Here is a 25,743-nt window from a genome sequence, read left to right as displayed (position 1 = left end):
TGCGAGAGGTCTTCAAAAGATATTACGCCGCCCGGGACGGCCCAGGCGAGGGCCGCTTACTGATTGAACGGCTCGGAATTGTTGAAGGGGCTGACCGGGATCTTGTCCTTGTCGTCGCGCGCCGGCGCCATGGCGGATGACATGCCCTTGGCGGCATTGCGCGCACGCGCTTCCTTCCACACGAGGAAAAGTACGCCACCGAAGTAGCCTATCTGCAGGAGAACCGCGCAGATCGCCGTTTGTATGAGAGTCGTCGTCAGGGAACCGTTCAACACATAGGTTGCCACGGCAAAAACGGCGAGTGCGCCGATCATGCTAACGAAAACGCGAGGTGCATACATGACGTTTGCCTCCCTTTAGGAGGTTGGTTCAATGAACAGTCACTGAACTCGGGCTTCCTCCTAAGGACCCTTTACTCGATATATTTTAGCAGGCCCTGAGTTTCAACAGAACGAAAGCATTAGTACCTTCAATCTTTCGTAGGCCGTTGCAGGTTTTCTACAGTGCTCCGCTTAAGATTTCCTCCCAGCTTTGCCTAAAATCGCCGGACGGCCGGTAACCATGCGATTTGCGGGCCGTACGTCAGAAAAGGGCAAAACCTTACCCAGGGTTGTCTGTAATGGGGCATTGCACGCCTTGGCTCGCGCCACATTTGCATTGTCAGGACAACGCCTGAGAGCTCTATGCGTTCAACTTTTATTACAAAGATTTCATCTAAAACGATTTGAGTGTGCAGTGCAAAATGGATGGTGCGACGCAATATATGCGGCTACGCGCAAATAACATTTCGGTACTCGCGATAGTGGCCGCGGGCTTTTTGCAAATGCTTTTCGAATTTCCCGAAAGGATTTGTTCTTCAGTCTTTTTGCAGCGCAAAGCAAACTCCGACGGCATTAGTGCAGTGCAGCCGACTTAGACGGAAACATTGCATGCTTTGCATATTAATTTGAGCTAATCCTAAAGAAAGAAAAAGGTGAACACGGTTTCCAAAAGCCCCCTGTTACACACCCGTCTTCAAATTGTGGCTTAAAAAAACAAAATCCGCCCATACACTCCGAACCTGTCAGCGCTACCTCAGCGACCTGGGCATACCGACCAAACGGCAAACATAAGTGGAGTTAACTCTATGAAGTCTGCGACGAGATCGGACAGTACGCCATTCTTTGGCGTGGTTCATGCAAACGTGTTTCCGCCGACAGGCGGGATCATGAAGCGCGCATTCGATATTACTGCTGCATCACTCGGCCTCGTTTTCCTGAGCCCGATTTTCCTGATGGTGATGCTGCTCGTCAAACTCTCCGATAAGGGGCCGGCCTTCTATGGTCATCGCCGTATCGGACATAACGGACAGGAATTCCGTTGCCTGAAGTTCCGCACCATGGTCACCGACGGTGACAGGGTGCTGCAGGAGCACCTGCGCAATAATCCGAAGGCGATGGATGAGTGGCGTGCGACCCGCAAGCTGCAGGACGATCCGCGGGTGACCGTGATCGGCAGCGTGCTTCGCAAGCTCAGCCTTGATGAGCTTCCGCAGCTCATCAATATCATTCGCGGCGAAATGAGCGTCGTCGGGCCGCGTCCCGTCGTACGTGACGAACTGGAGCTCTATGAGTCTTCGGCCGTCTTCTATCTTCAGGCACGTCCCGGCCTCACCGGCCTGTGGCAGATCAGCGGACGCAACGACGTCTCCTATGCCACGCGTGTCGCATTCGACACCCACTATGTCGAAAACTGGTCTCTGACGCGTGACGTCATGATCATCGCCCGGACGATCCCTGCCGTCTGCATGCAGCGCGGTAGCTACTAACGCCGCTTCCACAGCTCGATACGTTCGCACGGTGCCGCCGATTGGCTTGCCGTGCAAATTCACGAGGAAGACTGAATGAAAGATTTCCTTTTTCGCCGCCTCACGGCACGCCGGTCCATTACCTCCAGTCTCGCCATCGTGGCGGGCTTTGGTGTTCTGATCGGCTCAGCCGGACTTGCCGGCGCTGCCGACTATCAGCTCGGCACGATGGACAAGCTGCGCATCCGCGTTGCCGAATGGCAGACGGCGGAGGGCGCGATCCGCGACTGGTCCGTGGTCAGCGGCGATTACTCGATCGGCCCGTCGGGCAGCCTCTCGCTGCCGTTCATTGGCGACCTCCCAGCCTCTGGAAAGACGACGGACGCGATCGCGCAGGAAATCGGTACCGCACTGCAAAAGCAGTTCGGTCTCAAGGACCGGCCCTCGGCATCTGTTGAACTTGCCGAGTTCCGTCCCGTGTTTCTGACAGGCGATGTCGAAAAGCCCGGCGAATATCCGTTCGCGCCCAATCTCACGGTGGTCAAAGCCGTGAGCCTTGCGGGCGGACTTCGCCGCGCCGACGCCGGCCAGCGCTTTGCTCGCGACTTCATCAATGCCAAGGGTGACGCTGTCGTCTACACCTCGGAGAAGAACCGGCTGATTGCGCGCCGCGCCCGTCTGCAGGCCGAGACGCAGAACAGCGATGCCATCGACATGCCGGCGGAACTCAAGGATTTGCCGGATGGCAAAGCCTTGATGGCCAGCGAAGCGGCGTTGAAGGATACGCGCAAGAAGCGGCTGACGCTGCAGCTTCAGGCGCTCGACGACCTGAAATCGCTGCTGCAGGCCGAAATCGAATCTCTGGCGAAGAAGACCGAAACGCAGACGCGTCAGCTCGAACTCGCCAAGGAAGATCGCGACAAGATCGAGAATCTTGCCGAAAAGGGTCTGGCGCTCAGCGCCCGCAAACTGACCGCAGAACAGCGCGCCGCCGATATCGAGGCAACGCTTCTCGATATCGATACCAATTCACTGAAGGCCAAGCAGGATATCAGCAAGGCCAACCAGGACGAGATCACGCTGCGCAACGACTGGGACGCCAAGCTTGCCCAGGAGCTGCAGGACACCGAATCCGATCTCGACACGCTCAACCTGAAACTCTCGACCAGCGATGCGCTGATGTCGGAAGCGCTGGCGCAATCGAGCGATGCAGCGCGCTTCGACCCCGAGAATGCCGCGAATATCAACTATTCGATCGTCCGCGAAGTCGACGGGCAGTCGAAGGAAATTCCGGTGCAGGAGAACATGGCCCTCGAGCCGGGCGACCTGATCAAGGTCACGGCCGGGGTCGCGATGCGATAGAAGCGGAGACCGCATGCGGATCGCCAAATCGGCAATTATTACTCCAGGCGTGAACGCGGCCTATGCCATTCCGGCGGTCGCGCTCTCGATGTTCTGCTTTGCCTATTCGATCCGTTTCGGGCAGGCGGCGATCCTGCTGTACTATGCGCTCTGGCTGCCGCTGATCGCCGTCGACTACAAGAAGGTGCTCGGCAGTCACAGCAAGTTCGTCTGGCTCTATGCCTTCGCCGCCTTCGCCTTCCTCTCGGTGTTTTGGTCGCAGGTGCCGAGCGTGTCGATGCGCGCCAGCATCCAGTATTTCACGCAGGTGCTCTGCGCGCTGATCGCGGTGCGCACCGTCGATGTCCGCACGCTGACGCTCGGCGCGGTGGCGGGCGCGGCGGTCGTGCTGCTCTATTCGATCCTGTTCGGCTATTACGAATATGATCCGCTCGACGGGACCTACAGCTTCGTCGGCGCGTTTGCCTCGAAGAACCAGCTCGGCTTCTATGCCTCGATCGGCATCATCTTCGCCTTCGCCGCTGTCTTCATCTATGGCGAGCGGCGGCTCTGGATGATGGTGTCGGGTGCTGTCGGGCTGATGGCCGCCTACTGCCTTCTCGCCTCGCAATCGGCAACGTCGGTGCTGACCACCGCCGTCATCGTGGCGCTGCTGATCGGATTGCGCGGCGTGCTGTTCCTGTCGCCAAACCAGCGCAAACTGCTCGTCATCGGCGGCGGTGTCGCGGCGATCATCCTGATCGTGGCGAGCGTCTATCTCGGCGTCGTCGATCTGGTGCTGGGGCTGTTCGGCAAGGATTCGACGCTGACGGGCCGCACCTATCTCTGGCAGCAGGGCATCGAGGCCTGGAAACAGAACCCGGCCGTCGGCATCGGCTATCAGGCCTACTGGGTGCAGGGCTTCTCGGAGCCGGAGCGCCTCTGGGAAGAGTTCTTCATCGGCTCGCGCAGTGGCTTCCACTTCCACAATACCTATATCGAGACAGCCGTGGAGCTCGGGCTGACCGGCGTCCTCATCCTCGCCGGCACGATCCTGGCGATGATCTGGGGGCATCTACGCCGCGTCATCGAGGACGTCCGCAACGACGAGTCCTATCTGCTGCTCGGCATTGCCGTGCTGCTGACGATCCGCTCCTTCGTCGAGATCGACGTGCTGACGCCGTATAATGTCGGCACCTTCCTGCTTTACTACACGGCGGGCAAGCTCGCCGGGGCGCGGAAGCGCTCGGCGATGGCCGAGCTGCGGCGCTACGAATCCATACCAGCTGCACATTCCTGATCATTTCATTGCCCCGCCGCAGTCTCGCGGCATCATGAGGAAACTGCATGAAGACCCTCTACGGGATCCAGTATTTGCGTGCCTTTGCGGCGCTTGCGGTCGTGGTGTTCCACGCGGCCGAGCGCACCGGTGGCCATTTCGCCATCGGCGCGGCAGGCGTCGACGTGTTCTTCGTCATTTCGGGTTTCATCATGTGGGTGATCAGCGACCGGCGCCCGGTAACGCCGCAGCGCTTCCTGCTCGACCGCCTGAAGCGCATTGCGCCGTCCTACTGGCTGGTGACCGGCATCATGGTCGCGGGCGCGATCGCCGGGCTCTTCCCGAACCTGCAGCTCAGCGCCGGCCATCTGCTCGGCTCGCTGTTCTTCATTCCGGTGCGGTCACCGAGCACCGGTGAGATCTGGCCGGTGCTGGTGCAGGGCTGGACGCTGAATTTCGAGATGTTCTTCTATGTGCTCTTTGCCGGCGCGCTGTTCCTGCCGCGCGCCTGGCGCCTGCTGTTCCTGACGGTGGTCTTCGGGCTGTTCTTCGCTGCCGGTCTCATCTGGGATCCGCAGTCGGCAGCGCTCGCCACCTATACGCGGCCGATCATTCTCGAATTCCTCGGTGGGGTCTTCATCGCCGAGCTCTGGCTGCGGCGCAAGGTGGCGGGGACGAGCCTCGGGCTTGCCTGCGTCGGCGCTGCTCTTTGCGGCTTTGCGGCGATCTACCTGATGGGCGCGGAGTTCGACGAGTTCATCTGCGGGCCGCTCGCCATGGCGCTGGTCTTCGGCATGGTGTCGCTGGAAACCGGCGGCAGCATCGGCCGGGTGCCGGTTCTCACCTATCTCGGCGACGCCTCCTACTCGATCTATCTCTGGCACACGCTGACGATCTCGGTTGCCGTCAAGGCCGCGGAAATCCTCGGCCTTGACGGCGGACTGACGCTGCTCGGCGCCATCGTCGGCGGCACGATCACCGGGGTTGCGGCTTACGAACTGATCGAAAAGCCGCTGCGGAAGATCTTTTCCGGCGAAGGCCTGAAGCGCCGCGATCTGCAGCGGCGCCCCTCCTGATCTCCTGATTTACTGCGCAGCCTCCTCGGCCTGCTGCTCGGGCGGGGTTGCGCGCGTCGCCGCCTTGTTGCGGTAGCGGGCGCGCAGCAGCACGTAGAAGACCGGCGTCAGGAACAGGCCGAAGATCGTAACACCCAGCATGCCCGAGAAGACCGCCGTGCCGAGCGACTGGCGCATTTCCGCGCCGGGGCCGGTCGCGATCATCAGCGGCACGACGCCGAAGATGAAGGCGAAGGCGGTCATCAGGATCGGCCGCAGGCGCAGATGGCTGGCTTCGATCGCCGCTTCGATCGCCGTCTTGCCTTCCTCTTCCGCCTGTCTGGCGAATTCGACGATCAGGATGGCGTTCTTGGCGGCCAGGCCGATCAGCACGATCAGGCCGATCTGCGTCAGGATGTTGTTGTCCATTCCGCGCAGATGCACCCCTGTCAGCGCCGCGAGGATGGCAAGCGGGACGATCAGGATGATCGCCAGCGGCAGGATCCAGCTTTCATATTGCGCCGAAAGCGCCAGGAAGACGAAGATCACCGAGAGCGCGAAGATGTAGATCGCCGTGTTGCCGGTGTTCCTTTCCTGGTAGGCGAGTTCGGTCCATTCGAAGGTCGTGCCCGCCGGCAGGATGCTCTTTGCCACACCCTCCATGGTGTTGAGCGCGCTGCCGGTGGAGACGCCGGGGGCGGCGTTGCCCTGCAGCGGTACCGAGACATACATATTATAATGCTGGACGAGTGAGGGACCGGATGTGTCCTTGATCTCGACCAGCGTGCCGAGCGGCACGAGCGCCCCGGTCGCCGAGCGAACCTTCAGCGCCAGAATATTGTCACGCTCGACGCGGTACTGCTGATCGGCCTGGGCGCGGACCTGATAGACGCGGCCGAAGGCGTTGAAGTCGTTGACGTAGGACGTACCGAGATTGATCGACAGCGTATCGAAGATATTGGGGATCGGCACGTTCAAGGCGCGTGCCTTGTCGCGGTCGATCTCCAGGAAATATTGCGGGCTGGAGGCCGAGAAGGTGGTGAAGACGCCAGCAAGTCCCGGTGTCTGGTTGGCCTTGCCCATGATCTGGTAGGCGGCGCCGAGAACCCGGCGCATGTCCGAACCCTCGCGGTCCACCAGCTGCATCTTGAAGCCGCCGGCATTGCCGATGCCTGAAATCGGCGGCGGCGGTATGGCGATGATGAAGGCCTCCTGGATGCTCTGCAGGCTGCCATAGAGCTGGCCGATGATCTGGCCGGCATTCTGGTGGTGCTCCAGACGGTTTTCGAACGTATCGAAGGCGGCGAAGACGACGCCGGCATTCGAGGCATTGGTGAAGGTGGCGCCGCTGAACCCGGAGAAGGCGACGGCATTCTTGACACCAGGCGTGTTGCGGATGATCTCGGAGGCCCGCTGCACGACCGCATCGGTACGGGCCAGCGAGGCGCCGTCAGGGAGCTGCACGACGACGATCGCATAGCCCTGGTCCATGACCGGCACGAAGCCGCGCGGCACGATGTTGCCCATATAATAAGTGAGGCCGAGCAATCCGGCGAAGACGAGGAGGGCGACGCCGATCGCCGCCCAGGTGCGCACCAGGTGGCTGACCACCCAGGAATAGCCGGCGCTCATCTTGTCGAAGCCGCGGTTGAAGCCGTTGGCGAGCGCATTGCCGGCGCGCGAGATCGGGTTTTTCGGCTTGTGATGGGCGTCGTGCGGCTTCAGCACGATGGCGGCAAGCGCCGGCGACAGGGTCAGCGAGTTCAGGGCGGAGATCGCCGTTGCCACCGAGATGGTGACGGCGAACTGCCGGTAGAACTGGCCCGAAATGCCGGGAATGAAGGCCGTCGGCACGAAGACGGCGATCAGCACCAGCGAGATGGCGAGAACGGCGGTGCCGACCTCGTCCATCGTCACATGCGCCGCCTCGCGCGGGCTCATGCCTTTGGCGAGATTGCGCTCGACATTCTCGACGACGACGATCGCGTCGTCGACGACGATACCGATCGCCAGCACCAGGCCGAACAGCGTCAGCATGTTGAGCGAGAAGCCGAAGGCGAGCAGGAAGGCGAAGGTGCCGATCAGCGAGACCGGGATGGCGACGATCGGGATGATCGCGGTGCGCCAGGACTGCAGGAAGACCAGCACGACGAGGGCGACGAGGATCGCCGCTTCGGCAATCGTCTTATAGACCTCGTTGATCGATTCCGAGATGAACTCGGTCGGATTGTAGACGATGTCGTAGGAGAGGCCGTCCGGGAAGTCCTGCTCGGCGGTCTGCATCGCCTGCTTGATCGAGGCGGCCGCCGCCAGCGCATTGGTGCCAGGGCGGGAGAAGATGCCGAGCGCGACGGCGGGTTTGCCATTCAGATAGCTGTTGGTGACATAGTCCTTGGCGCCGAGCTCGATGCGGGCGATGTCCTGCAGCTGCACCAGGCGGCCGCTTTCCGTCGCCTTGACGATGACATAGCGGAACTGGCGGGCATCGGAGAAACGTCCCTCCGTCGTGACTGTATATTGGAACGCATTGGTGCCGGAGGTCGGTGGGCCGCCGATCGAGCCGCCGGAGACCTGGACGTTCTGATCGCGCAGCGCCTGGACGACGTCGCTTGAGGTCATGCCGTAGGCCGAGAGCTTTTCCGGATCCAGCCAGATGCGCAGCGAATATTCGCGTTCGCCGAAGATGATGACGTCGCCGACGCCATCGAGGCGCACCAGCGTATCGCGGATGCGGCTGCGGGCGTAGTTGGAGACGTAGAGCTGATCGTAGCGCGAGTTCGGCGACAGGAGATGCACGACCATCATCAGGTCGGGCGAGCTCTTCGCCGTGGTGATGCCGATACGGCGGACTTCCTCGGGAAGGCGCGGTTCGGCGATCGCCACGCGATTCTGGACGAGGACCTGCGCCTTGTCGAGATCGGTGCCGAGCTTGAAGGTGATGGTCAGCGCCATCGAGCCGTCGGCGGTCGAGTAGGAGGACATATAGAGCATGTCCTCGACGCCGTTGATTTCCTGCTCGATCGGCGTTGCCACCGTGTTGGCGATGGTCTCGGAATCGGCGCCCGGATAGGCGGTGCGCACGACGATCGTAGGCGGGGCGATTTCTGGATACTGCGCGACGGGGAGCTGGAAATAGGCGAGCCCCCCGACGATCAGCAGCACGATGGAGAGGACCGACGCGAAGATCGGCCGGTCGACGAAGAAATGGGCGAACCTCATTGCGCCATCTCCATGCCTGCGGCTTCCGGCGGGATGTCGTCGCGGCTCTGCGGCAGCTCGGTCATCTGCGGCGTGATCTTCGAGCCGGGGCGGGCGCGCATCAGGCCGTTGACGACGATCGTCTCGGTGCCGTCCATGCCTTCGCGGATCGCTCTATAGCCATAGAGCCGCGGCCCCGGTCTCACCGGCTTGGTCGAAACGGTGCCATCGGCGCCAACAACATAGACAACGCGCTGGTTCTGGTCGGAGCCGATCGCCTCGTCGGGAACGAGGATCGCCTTATAGGTATTGGAGGCCTCGATCTGCACGCGGCCGAATAGGCCCGGCTGCAAGATCAGGTTCGGATTTTCGAAGCGGGCGCGGATGCGCATGGTGCCGGAAGCGTTGTCGACGCGGTTTTCGGCGAAGTTCAGCTTGCCGGCGAAAGGCTTCTGGCTGGAATCGCTGATGCGGACCTGAACCGGAACGCCGCCACCGCCTTCCTGCAGGTCGCTACCGCGGGAGCGGGCGGTCTCGGCGAAGTTCAGGAGGCGCCGTTCGTCGACGTCGAAATAGAAATCGATCGGATCGAGCGAGACGATGGTCGTCAGTATCGACTGGTCGGCCTGCACGAGGTTGCCGGCGGAGATCAGGCGGCGGTCGATGCGGCCGCCGATCGGCGCGGTGATCTTGGTATATTCGAGGTCGAGTGCGGCGCGGTCGGCAGTCGCCTGGGCGCCGCGGACGTTTGCCTGGGCGGAAACCCAGTCGCGGCGGCGGTCATCAAGTGTCGAGACCGACTGGCTGCCGCTATTGGCGAGGGATTCCGCGCGCTTGAACTGCGTCTCGGCATAGGAAAGCGTCGATTTCGCCACTTCGAGAGCGGCATTCGCTTCGTTGACGGCGGTCAGGAACGGGCGTTGATCGATGACGAAGAGCAGGTCGCCCTGCTTGACGATCGCGCCGTCGCTGAAATGCACTTCCTGCAGATAGCCGCCGACGCGCGAGCGGATCGCAACCTCGTCCACGGCCTCGAAACGGCCGATGAACTCGTCATTGTCGACGACGTCGCGCACAACGGGCTTGGCGACCGTGACGGGCGGGGGAGGCGGGGCTGCGGCTTCCTGGGCCCCAGCGGTCAGCGGCAAGAGCGCCGTGACGAAGCCGAATGCAATGGCGGCACGAAGAGAGTAAGGCATAGCGATCCCCCGTATGGGCGGCCGTTATGCCGCCAATCTCATGCTGAAATGATGCGTCTCATATCCACTGCTTCAAACGCGGCGGGCGCGTCTGCACTTCCATTCAATGCGCTGAGTGCGCCAGGCCAATAATCGAGCCGCCCGGTTCGTCCCGGGCTAACCATCTGAAACGGCACTATAAGCGGCACTTGCCGGAAATTGCAAACGACAATGGGTTGCATCTCGACCGTTCTTTCGTGGCCGGTTGCAGAGCTCTCAGCGGGGGCGGATGCGGCACGAAAATCAATCTTCGCTTAACGCTCCGCTGCGGCATTTTAGCCGCATCTGCAGAATCTGAGCCGGCTGATCTTGTGCGCTGCACATGCTCAATATATCTACAGACATTATAAGCACACTTATTAATAGCTGGCACAGTTTATGAACTCCAACCCGACCCTCGGCTTCCTTCTTCACGACGTTGCCCGGCTGCTGCGCAAGCGGTTCGAGCAGCGGGCGAAATGCCTGGGCCTGACGCGCTCGCAGTGGCAAACGCTGGCCTATCTGTCGAATAACGAGGGCATTCATCAGGGTGGACTCGCCGAGATTCTCGAAATCGAGCCCATCACGCTGGTGCGCATTCTCGACAAGCTCGCAGACCGCGGCCTTATCGAGCGCCGTCAACATCCGACGGACAGGCGCATCTGGCTTCTTTACATGCGTGAAGCTGCCCATCCCATCCTCGCCGAAATGCGCGAGCTGGGCGATCTGACCCGGGCCGAGGCACTGCAAGGCGTGACGCCGGAACAGCGCGAAGCCCTTTTCAACATCCTGTCCGAAATGAAGACGAACCTAGTACAGGCGTGCCGGACACCGGTCGCCGATAAAGAGCAAAGCCATGGCTGATAAATCCTCCCTCCGCGTTGTCGCTGATGCCAACGCAAAGCCTGCCGAAGATATCGAAACTGCAAAGACGCAAGAAACGGTAGCAGAAGCGCCTTCATCCAATTCAGCGCCCGCTACCGCTGTCGCTGCGCCTGGCGGCACCACGGTCCGCCGCCGGCGCAGCCTCACGCGCCCCGTTCTGTTCGCACTGCTGCCGGTCGCTCTCGTCGTCGGCGGCTATTACTATGTGAACGGCGGCCAGGTCATGTCGACCGACAATGCGTATATCCAGGCGGACATGGTGGGCATCACCACCGACGTCTCGGGTATCGTCGACAAGATCAATGTTCATGAAAACGAGACGGTGAAGGCCGGGCAGGTGCTGTTCAACCTGCAGTCCGACACCTTCAAGATCGCTCTCGACGGCGCCAAGGCGCAGCTCGGCGTTCAGCGCAACCAGATTGCCAATCTGAAGGCGAGCTACCAGCAGTCGCTGGCCGAGATCACCCAGGCCGAGGCCGATCTGCCCTACTACCAGGACCAGTTCGACCGCCAGCAGAACCTCGTCAACAACGGCAGTGCCACGCAGTCGGCCTATGACGAAGCCAAGCACAATCTCGAGGTCGCGCAGCAGAAGGTTTCGGTCGCCAAGGCCGAGGCGTCCACGACGCTCGCACAGCTCGGCGGCAATGCCGACCAGCCGGTCGAGGAAAATCCGCTCTACCTGCAGGCCAAGTCGAATGTCGACAATGCCCAGCGCGAGCTTGACCACAGCGTCGTCAAGGCTCCGTTCGACGGCGTCGTCACCAATGTCAACGCGCTGCAGGTCGGCTCCTACCTGCAGGCTTCGCAGCAGGCCTTCTCGCTGGTTTCGACCAACAATCTCTGGATTGCCGCGAGCCCGAAGGAAACCGAGCTGACCTATGTGAAGCCCGGCCAGGAAGCGACCGTCTATGTCGACACCTATCCGGGCGTTGCCTGGAAGGGCAAGGTCGAGAGCATCAGCCCGGCTTCGGGTTCCAGCTTCTCGCTGCTGCCGGCACAGAACACCACGGGCAACTGGGTGAAGGTCGTCCAGCGTATCCCGATGCGCGTCAGCATCGAGGATCAGCAGGGCAAGCCGCCGCTTCGCGTCGGCATGAGTACGGTCGTCGATGTCGATACCGGCCATGCCCGCGGCCTGCCTGATTTCGTCAACAACCTGCTTGGCCGGAAGACCAGCCACCAGTAACGGACAACTTCCATGAGCAACGCTCCCGCAAGCCCGGCGACACCTGTCGCCAACCGCGGCGCGATCACGGCCTGCGTCATCCTGGCCGTCATCATGCAGGCTCTGGATACGACGATCGCCAACGTTGCGCTGCCCTATATCCAGGGCAGCGTCTCGGCCTCCGCCGACCAGATCAACTGGGTTCTCACCTCCTATATCGTCGCCGCCGCGATCATGACGCCGCCATCGGGCTTTCTTGCCGCTAAGTTCGGCCGCAAGAACGTGTTGCTGACGGCGATCGTCGGCTTCGTCGCTGCATCGGTCCTTTGCGGCCTGGCGCAATCGCTGAACCAGATCGTCGCCTTCCGCCTGCTGCAGGGCCTGTTCGGCGCCTCGCTGGTGCCGCTGTCACAGGGCATCCTGCTCGACATCTACACGGCTGAAGAACGCGGCTCGGCCATGGCGCTGTTCGGCGTCTCGGTCATGGTCGGCCCGGTTCTCGGGCCTGTTATCGGCGGCTGGCTGACCGACAATATCAGCTGGCGCTGGGTCTTCTATATCAACGTGCCGATCGGGGCGCTGGCCTTTGCCGGGATCGTCATCTTCGTGACCGAGACCAAGAGGGATGCGCTGGCGAAGCTCGACTGGTTCGGCTTCGGGATGATGAGCCTGTTCATCGCCGCATTGCAGCTTTTCCTCGACCGCGGCGAACAGCTCGACTGGTTCTCGTCGGGCGAGATCGTGATCGAGGCGATCGTCTGTGCGGCGGCCTTCTATCTGCTGGTCGTGCATACGTTGACGTCGGAGAAATCCTTCGTCAATCCGAGGCTTTTCCTCGACCAGAACTTCACCGTCAGCATGATCTTCATCTTCGTGATCGGCATCACCTATCTCGCCTCGCTGGCGCTGATGACGCCTTACCTGCAGACGCTGATGGGCTATCCCGTTATCACCGCGGGTATCGTCATGGGTCCGCGCGGTCTCGGCACGATGCTCTGCATGTTCATCGTCGGACGGCTGATCGGCAAGGTGGATTCACGTTGGCTGCTGGCGCTCGGTCTCGGACTGACGGCCTGGGCGATGTACGACATGACCGGCTGGACGCCCGATGTCTCGCAGTGGACGATCGTTTCCGTCGGCTTCATCCAGGGTGCCGGCCTCGGCTTCCTGTTCGTGCCGCTGACGACGATGGCCTTCTCGACGCTGCCGGCCCAGATGCGCGGCGATGGCACGGGGCTCTATAACCTGTCGCGCAACATCGGCTCGTCGGTCGGTATCTCCGTGGTTTCGGCGTTGATCGTCGAGAATACGCAGAGCAATCACGAGTCGATCGCCGCCTATGTCACGCCGTTCAACCATGCCTTCAATGCGACGGCGGCGCAGGGGCTGAGCCCGCTGACGGCGGCCGGGCGTGCGGCGCTCAACGACGTCATCACGCTGCAGTCGACGATCATCGCCTATATGGACGACTTCAAGCTCTTGATGCTGATGTCGCTCGCCGTCATGCCGCTGGTCTTCCTGCTTCGCAAGCCGAAGGTGGTTCAGGAGCCGATGGATCATGCGGCTGTGATGGAATAATTACCTGAACGGCTTGCTGAGATAACGCGATCCCTGAATGCCGAAGCGCCATGGTGCTTCGGCATTTTTCGTAATTCCGATCCGCTTGCCGGAGACGATGGGGACAGGGGCGGAGGGAAAGAGCGCGTAGGGCTCGCGGTCGAGCGGCCGGTCGTTGATGGCGATGCTGATATCGAGGGCCTGGCAGAGCTTGCCCGGGCCGCTGCAGAGCGCGGTCAACTGGTCGGTGCCGCGGCGCTCAGCCATCTCGGCGATGCCGGTTTCCGGTTCGAGCGCCCGGATCAGCACCGCCGAGCCCGGCGTGCAGACGAAGTTCAGGCACCAGTACATGCCGTAGATGCGGTAGATATAGACATTGCCGGGCGTGCCATACATGGCGCCATTGCGCTTGGTCGGGCCGCGGAAGCTGTGCGAGGCCTCGTCGTCGGGGAAATAGGCTTCCGTCTCGGTGATCCTGCCGCCGGCGCCATTGACCAGCAGCAGGCAGCCGAGCAGGTCTCGCGCCACCGCTATCGCATCGCGCTCGAAGAAGCCGCGCAGCGTATCGCCTGCAAGCGCTGCGGTGCCGATCGATCCCTCTTTATTCAACTGACGCCCTCGTTGCCCGTATCGCGCCGGTGCTGCGCGAAGATCTTCACCAGCCAGTCGATGAAGACGCGCACGCGTGGCGAAAGCTGGCGGTTGCGGGGGTAGAGAAGCGAGACCGGCGTTTCCGTCAAGGGATAATCCTTGAGGATCTGCACGAGTTCGCCACTCGCGAGGTAGCGCTCGATGTGATAGCGCGGCACCTGGATGATGCCGAGCCCGCAGCGGGCGGCGGCGTGCAGGCTTTCGGCGGCGTTGACCGAGATGGTCGCCGGAATGGTGATCTCGCGCACCTTGCCGTCGACGGTGAATTCCAGCGGCATCAGTGTTCCCGTCGCCGAGGAGCGGAAGCCGACCATGCGGTGGCCGTCCAGCCTGTCTGGATGGTCGGGCATGCCGTGGCGGTCGAGATAGGCGGGTGAGGCCAGCGTGATCTCCTCGAGCATGGCGACGCGCCTCGCCACCATGTCGCTATCCTGCGGAACGCCGACGCGCAGCACGCAGTCGATGCCTTCGCGCACCAGATCCACCAGCCGGTCGCCCTCGCTCATGTAGAATTCGATATCGGGATAGGTCTCCAGAAACGACGGCAGGCTCGGCAGCACGAAATGGCGGGCGAGCGTGCCGTGAACATCGACGCGCAGCATGCCCTTCGGCTTGGCGCCGGCAAAGGCGCCTTCGGCATCCTCGATATCGGCCAGGATCGACAGGCAGCGCTGGTAATAGGCTTCGCCATCGAGCGTCGGGCTGACATGGCGAGTGGTGCGCTGCAGAAGCTGCACGCCGAGGCGCGCTTCGAGCTGCTTCACCGCGTCGGTCACCGTCGAGCGCGGCAGGCCGGTATCCTCGGCGGCGGCGGTGAAGCTGCGGCGCTCCACGACGCGGGAATAGACCCGCATGGCATCAAACCTGTCCATTTGTTCGCTTTATCCGGATAGTGATGCCGAAGAATGCCTGATTATCCGAAAGAAAGATAGGTGCATCTTCCCCTCATCGAAACGGCGCTGCGGCGCGGATCCATGAAGGAGACTGAAGATGGCTAGTCAGGACAACAAGGTCGCTCTCGTTACGGGCGCATCGCGCGGCATCGGCGCGGCAATCGCCGAACGTTTGGCCAAGGACGGCTTTACCGTCGTCATCAACTATTCCGGCAATGCGGCACTCGCCGAAGAACTGGCCGGCAAGATCGAGGCCGCGGGTGGCAAGGCGCTGACGGCGAAGGCCGATGTCAGCGATGCCGAGGCCGTGCGCCGGATGTTCGATGCGGCGGAAGCTGCCTTCGGCGGCGTCGACGTCCTCGTCAACAATGCCGGCATCATGATGCTTTCGACGCTTGCCGAGGCGAGCGACGAGAATTTCGACCGGCAGATCGCAGTCAACCTGAAGGGCACGTTCAACACGCTGCGGGAAGCTGCCAAGCGCCTGCGCGACGGTGGCCGTATCGTGAATTTCTCGACCAGCGTCGTTGGCCTGAAGCTCGAAAGCTATGCCGTCTATGCCGGAACCAAGGCTGCGGTCGAAACCATGACCGGCATCATGGCCAAGGAAATGCGCGGCCGCGGCATCACCGTCAATGCCGTCGCCCCCGGACCGACCGCCACCGACCTCTTCCTGAACGGCAAGTCCGAAGAGCTCGTCGCCCGTATGGCGAAGGCGAACCCGCTGGAGCGTCTCGGCACGCCCGAGGATATCGCAGCTGCCGTGTCGTTCCTCGCCGGTCCCGATGGCGGCTGGATCAACGGCCAGGTGCTGCGCGCCAATGGCGGCCTGATCTGAACAATCCAGGAGGCGGCAGCGCCCGCCTCCCACTCCCGCGACTATCCCCCAACCGATTGAACAAGGAGCAGGACAATGAGCAAGCAAGTTATCGTCGTCACCGGTGCATCCAGCGGCTTCGGTGCCATGAGCGCACGGGCGCTCGCCAAGGCGGGGCACACCGTCTATGCCGGCATCCGCGCCACCACGACCCGCAATGCCAAGGCCGTTGCCGATGCCGCCGCCTTCGCGAAGGAAAACAATGCCGATCTGCGCAGCGTCGAACTCGATGTCACGGACGATGCCTCGATCGCGCAGGCCATCGAGACCATCGTTGCCGAGAACGGGCGGCTCGACGTCATCGTCCACAATGCCGGCCACATGTCCTTTGGCCCGGCCGAGGCCTTTACGCCGGAGCAATATGCCGAGCTTTTCGACATCAACGTTCTCTCGACCCAGCGGCTGAACCGCGCCGCCCTGCCACAGCTGCGCAAACAGGGCAGGGGTCTGATTGTCTGGGTGTCCTCATCGAGCACCCGTGGCGGCACGCCGCCGTTCCTGGCACCTTACTTCGCCGCCAAGGCCGCGATGGATTCGCTTGCCGTCTCCTATGCCAGCGAGCTGACCCGCTGGGGTATCGAGACCTCGATCATCGTGCCCGGCGCCTTCACCAAGGGCACCAATCACTTCGCCCATTCCGGCTCGCCGGCCGATGCGGCCCGCGCCGCCGAATATCTGGAAGGCCCGTATAAGGGCATATCGGACAAGGCGCTGCAGGGGCTGGCGGCACTGGAACCCGCCGATGCCGATCCGGAAGAGGTTGCCCGCGCCATCGTCGATGTCGTCGGAAAGCCGTTCGGAAAGCGCCCGTTCCGCGTCCATATCGATCCGTCGCAGGATGGGGCGGAGATCGTCAACGGCGTCGCCGATCGCGTCCGGGCCGAACTCTTCTACCGGGTCGGTCTCGACGACCTACTGAAACCCGCCGTCATCGGCTGATCCGGACTTGATTGTTGCATTTTTGCGAACACTGCTATGCGAATCAAACGCCTTACAAAGTTCGCATTAGGGCTTATATCTATTGGGCAAGGGGCGACGGAAAGTCTCCGTTCCGAAGCCCACCTCCAAGGCCTGCCGGGTCATTTCCCCTGGTGACGCGGCTGGCCCCGTAATTCAAAGTCGATGAAAAACGGCCCGTCGAAGGTTTCCCTCCCTTCCGGGCCGTTTTCATTTTCAGGGATCGTTCAGCCGCGCATCGGCCAGCAGCTTCACCATCCAGTCGACGAAGACACGGACCTTGTTGCTCAAGTGACGGTTCGGTGGATAGACGATGTAAAGCGGGATCGGCTCGCGCGACCATTGCGGCAAAACCTCGATCAGCTCACCTTTCTTGATCGCGTCGCGGGCCATGAAACGCAGCGTCTGCCCGATTCCCAATCCCGTCGTCAGCGCGCTTATGAAGGTTCTGCCGTCGTCGACGGCCAGCATGTAGCGCGGCGTGATCTCCAGATGTTCGTCGTCGCGGTCGAATTCGAAGGGCAGGGCGCGGCCCGTCTGGGCGCGAAAATAGTTGATCGTGTAATGGTCGTTTTCGAGATCCTGAGGCCGTTCCGGCTCGCCGAATTTCTGGATGTAGAGCGGTGCCGCGCAGGTGATGATTTCGAGCTCGGATACACGCCTGGCGATCAATGACTGATCGGCCGGCGTGCCGGCGCGCAGTGCGCAGTCGACATTCTCGGCGAGGTAGTCGACGGTGCGGTCACCGACGCCGAGATCGATGCGGATATCGGGATATTTCTGGTAGAAGTCGCAGAGCGCCGGGACGACGATGGAATCGGCAAAAGCCCCTGCCATTTCAACACGTAAGCGGCCCGTCGGAAGACTTTGGGAATTGGAAAGGCTGCCGTCCAGTTCTTCCAGTTCCGAGACGATCTGCGAGGCACGCTCGTAATAGAGCGCGCCATCGGTCGTGACCATGACGCGTCTCGTCGTACGGTTGAGCAGCTTGGTGCGCAGATGGGCCTCGAGGCCCTGGATCAAATTGGTCACGGTCGCCTTAGGCATCGACAGGGTGTCGGCAGCCCGTGTAAAGTTACCCGTCTCCACTACGCGGATGAAGGCGCGCATTGCCGAGAGCTGGTCCATGATGGGATCTCCACAGTTTGCACTGCGATATTATTCGAAATACGGAACAGTGTAATCAGAATGGCGGTTCTTATTCCGTGGCCTGAATAACAATATGTTTTTTACAAGTTTGGCAAGCCGTGGCGTTTCGTCATGTGTTATGCAGCTAACAGGAATACAAGTCCGATGACGGTGCAGGTGAAAGACATGGTGTTCGAGAAGGTGGCCATCGGCCCCATCTCTACGCGCGTCTATCAGGGTGCTGAATACGGCAAGGGTTCGCCCATCGTGCTGTATTTCCACGGCGGCGCTTTCCAGAGCTCGGGCATTCTCGACAATCCGGTTGCCGAGAGCATTGCCAATGCCGGTGCGATCGTCGTCGTTGCCGATTACAACGCGCCGCTCGGCGGCGTCTTCCCGAAGCCGCTCGAAGTCGGCTATTCGCTGTTCTCCTACATGGCCAACAAGCGGGCGTCAGGTCTCGGTGACCGCAATTCGCTGCTGCTGGTGGCAGGCGAGGAAGCGGGCGGCAATATCGCCGCCGGTGTCGCGCTCAAGGCCCGTGACCATTACGCCAATGCGCTGAACGGCCAGATCCTGATTTCTCCGCTGCTCGATCCCTTCATGGGAACGTCGTCGATCCGCAAGGCCGATGGCATCGGCATGCGCCAGCGCTGGACCGAGGGCTGGAGCCATTATCTGAGCGGCGGCGGCTGTCACCCCTATGCGGCGCCGTGCCTCTGCTCGCGGATTTCGGGTGTCGCGCCTGCGCTGATCATGACAGCAGAAGACGACCCGCTTCGCGACGAGACCCTCGGCTACGCCGCGCGTCTCAAGAAGGCGGAAGTTTCGGTTCGCCAGCACGTTTTCCCCGCCGGGAAGGGCTGGCCGTCACTCTACGGCGGGAAAACGGACGGAGTGTCCGACTGGCAGGCGACCATCAGCCGCGAGTTCGGAAGCTTCATCCGCGAGTTAAGCCTCCAACCCCAATTGCATTGAAGTCTTGTTGTGAATGAGCGGCCGTTGAGGCCGCAAGGAGAGATACCGATGACGTCCAGAACGAAGCGCTGGGCCCTCGTGGGCGCCGGCCTAGGCCTTGCTGCGTCTGTTTCAGCCGCTGCCATCTTTTTCGAACTGCCGATGAGCACGGTCGCGACCGCCGCTTCGGAACCCGCACAGGCTCCCGCTGTGCCGGTCACCGTCGCCCTAGTCCAGAACCGTGACGTGACCGCCTGGGAAAATTTCTCGGGCCGTCTCGAAGCCGTCGACCGCGTTCAGGTCCGTCCCCGCGTTGCGGGTGCGATCCAGTCCGTGCATTTCCGTGAAGGCGCGCTGGTGAAGACTGGCGACCTGCTGTTCACCATCGATCCGGCACCGTACCAGGCAGCCGTGGCGCAGGCACAGGGCCAGGTGGCCTCTGCCGATGCCAAGGTCAGCCTGGCGCAGACCGAGCTCGATCGCGGCCGCAAGCTTTCCGACAACCGTACGATCTCGCAGAGCGATCTCGATCAGCGTCAGAGCACGCTGGCCGAAGCGCAGGCAGGTCTGCGTTCGGCTCAGGCAGCCCTGCAGTCCGCCCAGCTCGACCTCGATTATACGCAGGTGCGGGCTCCGGTTTCCGGCCGCATCGGCAAGATCGAAGTCACCGCCGGCAACCTCGTCGCCGCCGGTTCGGCATCGCCCGAGCTGACGACGCTGGTCTCCGTCGATCCGATCTACGCAAGCTTCAACGCCAGCGAAGAGATGGTCACCAAGGCTCTCTCGGAGCTTCCGGCAACCGATAGCGCCCTGCCTGCCGTCGAGCAGATCCCGGTCGAAGTCGGCACGCTTGCCGATGAGGGCACGCCGATCAAGGGCAAGCTGCAGCTGGTCGACAACGTCGTCGACGCTGCGAGCGGCACGATCGCCGTTCGCGCCGTCTTCGACAATCCGGGCGGCAAGCTGATCCCCGGCCAGTTCGTGCGGGTGCGCATGGGCCAGCCGAAGGCCGAGAACAAGATCGTCATCAGTGACCGCGCCGTCGGCACCGACCAGGACAAGAAGTTCGTCTTCGTCGTCGATGGCGAGAACAAGGTCGGCTACCGCCAGGTCAAGCTCGGCGCGATCTATGACGGCCAGCGTGTCGTCGAAGACGGCCTGAAGGCCGGCGAAAAGATCGTCGTCAACGGCCTGCAACGCATCCGTCCGGGCGCTGTCGTCGCGCCGCAGATGGAAGAGAAGGTCGCGACCAACTGATCGCGGCGTAAGACCCCTCCCCAACCCCTCCCCACAAGGGGGAGGGCTAGCCTGCCGAACCGCCGAAGCCACGATTGGGCAAGACGGTGCAGCGGATCTTCTCCCCCCTCGTGGGGGAGATGGCCGGCAGGCCAGAGAGGGTCTTTCTACACATTCATACCACCCACCGGCGGCCTCCCAGGCTGCCGGAGCGGGACGTTGCATCCATGTTCACCCCGGAGAGGGCTTTGATATGAACATCTCCAGATTCTTTATCGACCGGCCGGTCTTTGCCGGCGTGCTGTCGGTTCTGATCGTCGTCGCAGGTTTGATCGGCCTGCGTTCGCTGCCGATCTCGGAATATCCCGAGGTCGTGCCGCCGTCGATCGTCGTGCGCGCCACCTATCCCGGCGCCAACCCCTCGGTCATCGCCGAAACTGTGGCGACACCGCTTGAGGAACAGATCAACGGCGTCGAAGGTATGCTTTACATGGCGAGCCAGGCGACATCGGACGGCGTTCTCAACGTCACCGTCACCTTCAAGCTCGGCACCGATCCCGACAAGGCCCAGCAGCTGGTTCAGAACCGCGTGTCGCAGGCCGAGCCGCGCCTGCCGGCCGAAGTTCGCGCGCTTGGTCTGACGACCGTCAAGAGCTCGCCGAACTTCATCATGGTCGTCAATATCGTCTCGACCGGCGGTGATCACGACATCACCTATCTGCGCAACTATGCGACCCTGAACATCAAGGACCGCCTCGCCCGCATCGAGGGCGTTGGACAGGTGCAGGTGTTCGGTGCCGGCGACTATTCGATGCGCGTCTGGATCGATCCGCAGAAAGCTGCCGAGCATAATCTCGCCGCCAGCGACATCAGCAATGCGATCAGCTCCCAGAACGTTCAGGCGGCCGCCGGTATCATCGGTGCGTCGCCCAGCCCGCAGGGCGTCGATCTTCAGCTGAACGTCAATGCCCAGGGCCGTCTGCGCACGCCCGAGGAATTCGGCAACATCATCGTCAAGACGGGCGCCAACGGCGAGATCACCCGCCTTCGCGACGTTGCCCGCATCGAGCTCGGCGCGGCCGACTATACGCTGCGCTCGCTGCTCGACGGCGAGCCGGCCGTTGCCGTTGCCGTGCTCCAGGCTCCTGGTTCCAACGCCATCCAGATCGCCGACAACGTCAATGCGACGATGCAGGAACTGCAGAAGGCGATGCCGACAGGCGTCAAGTACGAGATCGTCTACGATACGACGAAGTTCGTTCGCGCTTCGATCGAGAAGGTCATCGACACGCTGCTCGAAGCCATCGCGCTCGTCGTGCTCGTCGTCATCATCTTCCTGCAGACGTGGCGTGCCTCGATCATTCCGCTGATCGCCGTCCCCGTGTCGATTATCGGTACGTTCGCCGTGATGTATGCCTTCGGCTTCTCGATCAACGCGCTCAGTCTCTTCGGGCTGGTGCTGGCGATCGGTATCGTCGTCGACGACGCGATCGTCGTCGTCGAAAACGTCGAGCGAAACATCGAGGCGGGTCTCAGCCCGCGGGCCGCCACCTACAAGGCGATGAAGGAAGTGTCCGGTCCGATCATCGCGATCGCCCTGGTGCTGGTCGCGGTCTTCGTGCCGCTCGCCTTCATCTCGGGTCTCTCCGGTCAGTTCTACCGCCAGTTCGCACTGACGATCGCCATCTCGACCGTCATCTCGGCCTTCAACTCGCTGACGCTGTCTCCGGCACTTGCCGCCCTTCTCCTGAAGGGCCACGGTGCGAAGAAGGACTGGCTGACGCGGTTCATGGATACCATTTTCGGCTGGTTCTTCCGCGGCTTCAACCGTGCCTTCGGCTCGGGCTCGAATGCCTATGGCAAGGGCGTCGGCGGTCTCCTGTCGCGCAAGAGCATCGTGATGGTCATCTATCTGGCGCTGGTGGGGGCAACCTACAGCCTGTTCACCGCAGTGCCCGGCGGCTTCGTGCCGTCGCAGGACAAGCAGTATCTGATCGGCTTCGCACAGCTGCCGGATGCCGCCAGCCTCGACCGTACCGAAGACGTCATCAAGCGGATGACCGATATCGCCCTGAAGCAGCCGGGTGTCGCCAACGCGATCGCCTTCCCGGGCCTGTCGATCAACGGCTTCACCAACTCGTCCAACGCCGGCATCGTCTTCGTGACGCTGAAGGATTTCGAGGAGCGCAAGACGCCTGATCTCTCCGGCGGAGCGATCGCCATGGCGCTGAACCAGAAGTTCGGTGCCATCCAGGATGCCTTTATCGCCATGTTCCCGCCGCCGCCGGTCAACGGTCTCGGCACGACAGGCGGCTTCAAGCTGCAGATCGAGGACCGCGCCGGTCTCGGCAACCAGGCTCTCGACGAGGCGACCAAGGCCGTGCTCGCCAAGGCCTACCAGACGCCGGAACTCGCAGGCATCTTCTCGAGCTTCCAGATCAACGTGCCGCAGCTCTATGCCGATCTCGACCGCGCCAAGGCCGAGCAGCTCGGGGTTTCCGTCACCGACGTCTTCCAGACGCTGCAGATCTATCTCGGTTCGCTCTATGTCAACGACTTCAACGCCTTCGGCCGCACCTACAGCGTCCGTGTGCAGGCCGATGCCAAGTTCCGTGCCCAGCCGGAAGACATCGGCCAGTTGAAGGTCCGTTCGGCATCGGGCCAGATGATCCCGCTTTCGGCCCTGCTGAAAGTCGATGCCACGACCGGTCCGGAACGCACGAACCGTTATAACGGCTTCCTCGCTGCCGATATCAACGGCGGTCCGGCACCGGGCTTCTCGTCCGGCCAGGCGCAGGCTGCGATCGAGAAGATCTTGAAGGAGACGCTGCCGTCGGGCATCGACTTCGAATGGACGGATCTCACCTACCAGCAGATCCTCGCCGGCAACTCGAGCATCATCGTGTTCCCGCTTGCCCTGCTGCTGGTGTTCCTGGTGCTGGCTGCGCAGTATGAAAGCCTGACGCTGCCGCTGGCGATCATCATGATCGTGCCGATGGGTGTGCTTGCCGCCTTGACGGGTGTCTGGCTCACCGGTGGAGACAACAACATCTTCACGCAGATCGGCCTTGTCGTCCTTGTGGGTCTCTCGGCGAAGAACGCGATCCTGATCGTGGAATTCGCCCGCGAGCTGGAGTTCGAGGGACGCACGCCGGTTCAGGCTGCGATCGAGGCAAGCCGCCTGCGTCTTCGCCCGATCCTGATGACCTCCATGGCATTCATCATGGGTGTCGTGCCGCTCGTGACATCGACGGGTGCGGGTGCCGAAATGCGCGCCGCCATGGGTGTCGCGGTGTTCTCCGGCATGATCGGCGTCACCTTCTTCGGCATCTTCATGACGCCGGTCTTCTATGTGCTGCTGCGCAGGCTGGCGGGCAACCGTCCGCTCATCCAGCACAACGACAATCATCCGGTGGATGAAGAAGACCATATGAAGGTCGCAGCCGAGTAAGCGGCAGCCAATGAAAGAGACAGAGCAAGGCGGGACATTTGGTCCCGCCTTTTTCATTTGCATCACCCCGTCAGGGGGGTATGTCTTTGATGAACGTACGTCGGTGGAGAGAGGCCGACGCTGCGAGAAGCGGAGGATTGCAATGCATATTGCCATTATCGGTGCGGCCGGCATGGTCGGCCGCAAGCTGACGGCCCGCCTCGTCAAGGACAAGGGGCTGGATGGCCACGAAATCGCGGCTCTGTCGCTGGTCGATGTCATCGAGCCGGAGCGGCCGGCGGGCTTCGAAGGAACGGTCAAAGCCTGGGCTGCCGATATTTCCACGCCCGGCGAGGCGGCGAAGATCGTCGTGGGGCGTCCCGATGTGATCTTCCATCTGGCGGCGATCGTCTCGGGCGAGGCGGAGCTCGATTTCGAGAAGGGCTACCGCATCAATCTCGACGGCACCCGCGAACTCTTCGAAGCGATCCGGCTTGCCAATGCCGAGGATGGCTACAAGCCGCGCGTCGTCTTCACCTCGTCGCTGGCGGTGTTCGGTTCGCCCTTCCCGAAGGTCATCCCCGATGATTTCCACCAGACGCCGCTGACGAGCTATGGCGCGCAGAAGGCGATGAGCGAGCTGCTGCTCGCCGATTACAGCCGCCGCGGTTTCCTCGATGGTATCGGCATCCGCCTGCCGACGATCTGCATTCGTCCGGGCAAGCCCAACAAGGCGGCCTCAGGCTTCTTTTCCGGCATCCTGCGTGAGCCGCTGGCGGGGCAGGAGGCAGTGCTGCCCGTGCCCGATACCGTGCGCCATTGGCACGCGTCGCCGCGCTCGGCCGTCGGCTTCCTGCTGCAGGCGGCGCGGATCGATCTTGCACCGCTCGGTGCTGCGCGCAGCCTCACCATGCCCGGCGTCAGCGCCACGGTCGGAGAGCAGATCGAGGCGCTGCGTCGTGTGGCGGGCGACAAGGCGGTGAAGCTCATCCGCCGCGAACCGGACGAACTGATCATGCGCATCGTCTCGGGCTGGCCGGAGGCCTTCGAGGCGAAGCGTTCGCGCGCGCTCGGCTTCAGTGCCGACAGCTCCTTCGACGAGATCATCCGCATTCACATCGACGACGAGCTTGGAGGACGCATTCCATGACCACGACGCGCAAGATCGCCTTTATCGGCACCGGCCTGATGGGCGCCCCGATGGCGCGGCGGCTGCTCGGCGCGGGCTTTGAGCTTGCGGCCTGGAACCGCGATGGCAGCAAGGCCGCACCACTGGCCGCAGACGGCGCGCGTGTGGCCGGTAGCGCCCGAGAGGCGGCTGAAGGCGCGGATGTCGTCTTCACCATGCTCACAGACGGTAATGCCGTCGAGGACGTGCTCTTCCGGCAGGGCGTTGCCGACGTGCTGGCGCGGGGCGCGACCGTCATCGACTGCAGCTCGATCGCGCCGAAGGCGGCGCGCGATCATGCGGCACGGCTCGCCGAGCGCGGCATCCGCCATCTCGACGCGCCGGTTTCCGGCGGTGTCGTCGGTGCGGCGGCCGGAACGCTGGCGATCATGGCGGGCGGTGATGGCGCCGTCGTTGCCGAGCTTGCCGATGTCTTCGCGCCGCTTGGCCGCGTCACCCATGTCGGGCCTGACGGGACCGGGCAGCTTGCCAAACTCGGCAATCAGCAGATCGTCGCCGTCACCATCGGCGCGGTGGCCGAGGCGATGATGCTGGTGGAAGCTGGTGGCGGTTCGCGCGAAGCCTTCCGCAACGCCATCCGCGGCGGTTTTGCCGAGAGCCGCATTCTCGATCTGCATGGCCAGCGCATGGTGGAGCGGAACTACGGCAATGGCGGACCATCGAAGCTGCAGCTGAAGGATCTCAACAATATTCTGGCAGTCGCCGAGAGCCTGTCGCTGACCCTGCCTCTGACGGAGGCGGTGCGGGCGGAATTTGCGGAATTCGTCGGCAATGGCGGTGGCGATGTCGACCACAGCGGCCTCCTGAAGCATTTCGAGGAGAAGCATGCGGCAGGCACCGGGAAGGCCTGAACGCCCGTTTTGAGGCATTTTGTGCCGCCGCGAAAATATCGCCGCGGCACAACCCATGAGCGCTTTTGTGACAGGCGTAAGGAACAGT

At 62.4% G+C, this 25,743-nt stretch carries 20 protein-coding genes; 14 read left to right on the top strand and 6 right to left on the bottom strand.

The genetic code is table 11. From position 1 onward, the window contains the following. Positions 1 to 56: 56 nt before the first annotated feature. Complete coding sequence (locus ACQZ5H_RS28395) at positions 57 to 341, bottom strand: exopolysaccharide production repressor protein (protein ID WP_449099670.1); 285 nt, start codon at positions 339 to 341, stop codon at positions 57 to 59. Between the two features lie 785 nt (positions 342 to 1,126). Between ACQZ5H_RS28395 and ACQZ5H_RS28390 the strand changes: the two genes are divergently transcribed. From ACQZ5H_RS28390 to ACQZ5H_RS28375, 4 genes are all read left to right on the top strand, one after another. Beyond that, positions 1,127 to 1,807 (top strand): sugar transferase, encoded by a 681-nt coding sequence (locus ACQZ5H_RS28390; RefSeq protein WP_130284044.1) that lies wholly within the window; start codon positions 1,127 to 1,129, stop codon positions 1,805 to 1,807. 75 nt (positions 1,808 to 1,882) lie between these two features. Then, positions 1,883 to 3,148, top strand: coding sequence for a polysaccharide biosynthesis/export family protein (locus ACQZ5H_RS28385; RefSeq protein ID WP_130284042.1), 1,266 nt, complete (start codon positions 1,883 to 1,885; stop codon positions 3,146 to 3,148). A 13-nt stretch (positions 3,149 to 3,161) separates the two neighbouring features. After that, complete coding sequence (locus ACQZ5H_RS28380; RefSeq protein WP_199627714.1) at positions 3,162 to 4,427, top strand: O-antigen ligase family protein; 1,266 nt, start codon at positions 3,162 to 3,164, stop codon at positions 4,425 to 4,427. 47 nt (positions 4,428 to 4,474) lie between these two features. Then, a complete protein-coding gene (locus tag ACQZ5H_RS28375; protein WP_449099669.1) occupies positions 4,475 to 5,482 on the top strand; it encodes an acyltransferase family protein in 1,008 nt (335 codons plus the stop codon). Positions 5,483 to 5,491: 9 nt separating this feature from the next. Here the strand turns inward: ACQZ5H_RS28375 and ACQZ5H_RS28370 are convergent, their stop codons facing one another. Together ACQZ5H_RS28370 and ACQZ5H_RS28365 are read right to left on the bottom strand one after the other, a co-directional pair. Further along, the gene (locus ACQZ5H_RS28370) at positions 5,492 to 8,680 is read right to left on the bottom strand and encodes an efflux RND transporter permease subunit (protein WP_449099668.1); all 3,189 of its coding nucleotides are present in this window, start codon (positions 8,678 to 8,680) and stop codon (positions 5,492 to 5,494) included. Further along, positions 8,677 to 9,858 carry an efflux RND transporter periplasmic adaptor subunit gene (locus ACQZ5H_RS28365; protein ID WP_112720029.1) on the bottom strand — a complete coding sequence of 394 codons (1,182 nt, stop codon included), beginning with the start codon at positions 9,856 to 9,858 and terminating at the stop codon, positions 8,677 to 8,679. The genes ACQZ5H_RS28370 and ACQZ5H_RS28365 overlap by 4 nt, the downstream gene beginning before the upstream one ends. Positions 9,859 to 10,275: 417 nt before the next feature. Between ACQZ5H_RS28365 and ACQZ5H_RS28360 the strand changes: the two genes are divergently transcribed. The 3 genes from ACQZ5H_RS28360 to ACQZ5H_RS28350 are packed head-to-tail and all read left to right on the top strand — an operon-like array spanning position 10,276 to position 13,507. Next, on the top strand, positions 10,276 to 10,740 hold the full coding sequence (locus ACQZ5H_RS28360) for a MarR family winged helix-turn-helix transcriptional regulator (RefSeq protein ID WP_112720030.1): 465 nt from the start codon (positions 10,276 to 10,278) through the stop codon (positions 10,738 to 10,740). Then, complete coding sequence (locus tag ACQZ5H_RS28355; RefSeq protein ID WP_449099667.1) at positions 10,733 to 11,950, top strand: HlyD family secretion protein; 1,218 nt, start codon at positions 10,733 to 10,735, stop codon at positions 11,948 to 11,950. Before ACQZ5H_RS28360 ends, ACQZ5H_RS28355 begins: the two co-directional genes overlap by 8 nt. 12 nt (positions 11,951 to 11,962) lie before the next feature. After that, on the top strand, positions 11,963 to 13,507 hold the full coding sequence (locus tag ACQZ5H_RS28350; RefSeq protein ID WP_449099666.1) for a DHA2 family efflux MFS transporter permease subunit: 1,545 nt from the start codon (positions 11,963 to 11,965) through the stop codon (positions 13,505 to 13,507). Here ACQZ5H_RS28350 and ACQZ5H_RS28345 read toward each other — a convergent pair whose 3' ends face one another. Next, positions 13,508 to 14,095, bottom strand: a complete 588-nt coding sequence (locus ACQZ5H_RS28345; RefSeq protein ID WP_449099665.1) for a DNA-3-methyladenine glycosylase — start codon at positions 14,093 to 14,095, stop codon at positions 13,508 to 13,510. It lies immediately after the preceding gene. Beyond that, entirely contained in the window at positions 14,092 to 15,009 is a 918-nt protein-coding gene (locus tag ACQZ5H_RS28340) for a LysR family transcriptional regulator (RefSeq protein ID WP_449099664.1), read from the bottom strand. Before ACQZ5H_RS28340 ends, ACQZ5H_RS28345 begins: the two co-directional genes overlap by 4 nt. A gap of 118 nt (positions 15,010 to 15,127) precedes the next feature. Here ACQZ5H_RS28340 and ACQZ5H_RS28335 point away from each other — a divergent pair, with 118 nt between their 5' ends. Both ACQZ5H_RS28335 and ACQZ5H_RS28330 read left to right on the top strand, forming a co-directional pair. Beyond that, positions 15,128 to 15,868 (top strand): SDR family oxidoreductase, encoded by a 741-nt coding sequence (locus tag ACQZ5H_RS28335; RefSeq protein ID WP_449099663.1) that lies wholly within the window; start codon positions 15,128 to 15,130, stop codon positions 15,866 to 15,868. 75 nt (positions 15,869 to 15,943) lie between these two features. After that, the gene (locus ACQZ5H_RS28330; protein ID WP_449099662.1) at positions 15,944 to 16,846 is read left to right on the top strand and encodes an SDR family oxidoreductase; all 903 of its coding nucleotides are present in this window, start codon (positions 15,944 to 15,946) and stop codon (positions 16,844 to 16,846) included. A 234-nt stretch (positions 16,847 to 17,080) separates the two neighbouring features. On the opposite strand, the gene ACQZ5H_RS28325 is transcribed toward ACQZ5H_RS28330, so the two are convergent. Further along, positions 17,081 to 17,992, bottom strand: a complete 912-nt coding sequence (locus ACQZ5H_RS28325; RefSeq protein ID WP_449099661.1) for a LysR substrate-binding domain-containing protein — start codon at positions 17,990 to 17,992, stop codon at positions 17,081 to 17,083. Positions 17,993 to 18,157: 165 nt separating this feature from the next. On the opposite strand from ACQZ5H_RS28325, the gene ACQZ5H_RS28320 reads away from it, so the two are divergent. From ACQZ5H_RS28320 to ACQZ5H_RS28300, 5 genes are all read left to right on the top strand, one after another. Further along, the gene (locus tag ACQZ5H_RS28320) at positions 18,158 to 18,970 is read left to right on the top strand and encodes an alpha/beta hydrolase fold domain-containing protein (RefSeq protein ID WP_449099660.1); all 813 of its coding nucleotides are present in this window, start codon (positions 18,158 to 18,160) and stop codon (positions 18,968 to 18,970) included. Positions 18,971 to 19,018: 48 nt separating this feature from the next. Then, positions 19,019 to 20,206: an efflux RND transporter periplasmic adaptor subunit gene (locus tag ACQZ5H_RS28315; RefSeq protein ID WP_449099659.1), complete on the top strand. Its 1,188-nt coding sequence runs from the start codon at positions 19,019 to 19,021 to the stop codon at positions 20,204 to 20,206. 232 nt (positions 20,207 to 20,438) lie between these two features. After that, positions 20,439 to 23,636 (top strand): efflux RND transporter permease subunit, encoded by a 3,198-nt coding sequence (locus tag ACQZ5H_RS28310; RefSeq protein WP_449099658.1) that lies wholly within the window; start codon positions 20,439 to 20,441, stop codon positions 23,634 to 23,636. A gap of 142 nt (positions 23,637 to 23,778) precedes the next feature. Next, positions 23,779 to 24,765, top strand: a complete 987-nt coding sequence (gene denD / locus ACQZ5H_RS28305) for a D-erythronate dehydrogenase (RefSeq protein ID WP_449099657.1) — start codon at positions 23,779 to 23,781, stop codon at positions 24,763 to 24,765. Then, positions 24,762 to 25,655, top strand: a complete 894-nt coding sequence (locus tag ACQZ5H_RS28300; protein WP_449099656.1) for an NAD(P)-dependent oxidoreductase — start codon at positions 24,762 to 24,764, stop codon at positions 25,653 to 25,655. Before denD ends, ACQZ5H_RS28300 begins: the two co-directional genes overlap by 4 nt. Positions 25,656 to 25,743: the final 88 nt, after the last annotated feature.

Source organism: Rhizobium sp. 21-4511-3d, from assembly GCF_053522545.1.
The sequence above is the reverse complement of the archived record's forward strand: the minus strand, read 5'-3'. Positions and strand labels throughout refer to the sequence as shown.

Coding starts and splice junctions, on each gene's coding strand:
- ACQZ5H_RS28395 (WP_449099670.1), bottom strand. CDS start 341: ATGTATGCACCTCGCGTTTTCGTTAGCATGATCGGCGCACTCGCCGTT.
- ACQZ5H_RS28390 (WP_130284044.1), top strand. CDS start 1,127: ATGAAGTCTGCGACGAGATCGGACAGTACGCCATTCTTTGGCGTGGTT.
- ACQZ5H_RS28385 (WP_130284042.1), top strand. CDS start 1,883: ATGAAAGATTTCCTTTTTCGCCGCCTCACGGCACGCCGGTCCATTACC.
- ACQZ5H_RS28380 (WP_199627714.1), top strand. CDS start 3,162: ATGCGGATCGCCAAATCGGCAATTATTACTCCAGGCGTGAACGCGGCC.
- ACQZ5H_RS28375 (WP_449099669.1), top strand. CDS start 4,475: ATGAAGACCCTCTACGGGATCCAGTATTTGCGTGCCTTTGCGGCGCTT.
- ACQZ5H_RS28370 (WP_449099668.1), bottom strand. CDS start 8,680: ATGAGGTTCGCCCATTTCTTCGTCGACCGGCCGATCTTCGCGTCGGTC.
- ACQZ5H_RS28365 (WP_112720029.1), bottom strand. CDS start 9,858: ATGCCTTACTCTCTTCGTGCCGCCATTGCATTCGGCTTCGTCACGGCG.
- ACQZ5H_RS28360 (WP_112720030.1), top strand. CDS start 10,276: ATGAACTCCAACCCGACCCTCGGCTTCCTTCTTCACGACGTTGCCCGG.
- ACQZ5H_RS28355 (WP_449099667.1), top strand. CDS start 10,733: ATGGCTGATAAATCCTCCCTCCGCGTTGTCGCTGATGCCAACGCAAAG.
- ACQZ5H_RS28350 (WP_449099666.1), top strand. CDS start 11,963: ATGAGCAACGCTCCCGCAAGCCCGGCGACACCTGTCGCCAACCGCGGC.
- ACQZ5H_RS28340 (WP_449099664.1), bottom strand. CDS start 15,009: ATGGACAGGTTTGATGCCATGCGGGTCTATTCCCGCGTCGTGGAGCGC.
- ACQZ5H_RS28335 (WP_449099663.1), top strand. CDS start 15,128: ATGGCTAGTCAGGACAACAAGGTCGCTCTCGTTACGGGCGCATCGCGC.
- ACQZ5H_RS28330 (WP_449099662.1), top strand. CDS start 15,944: ATGAGCAAGCAAGTTATCGTCGTCACCGGTGCATCCAGCGGCTTCGGT.
- ACQZ5H_RS28325 (WP_449099661.1), bottom strand. CDS start 17,992: ATGGACCAGCTCTCGGCAATGCGCGCCTTCATCCGCGTAGTGGAGACG.
- ACQZ5H_RS28320 (WP_449099660.1), top strand. CDS start 18,158: ATGACGGTGCAGGTGAAAGACATGGTGTTCGAGAAGGTGGCCATCGGC.
- ACQZ5H_RS28315 (WP_449099659.1), top strand. CDS start 19,019: ATGACGTCCAGAACGAAGCGCTGGGCCCTCGTGGGCGCCGGCCTAGGC.
- ACQZ5H_RS28310 (WP_449099658.1), top strand. CDS start 20,439: ATGAACATCTCCAGATTCTTTATCGACCGGCCGGTCTTTGCCGGCGTG.
- denD (WP_449099657.1), top strand. CDS start 23,779: ATGCATATTGCCATTATCGGTGCGGCCGGCATGGTCGGCCGCAAGCTG.
- ACQZ5H_RS28300 (WP_449099656.1), top strand. CDS start 24,762: ATGACCACGACGCGCAAGATCGCCTTTATCGGCACCGGCCTGATGGGC.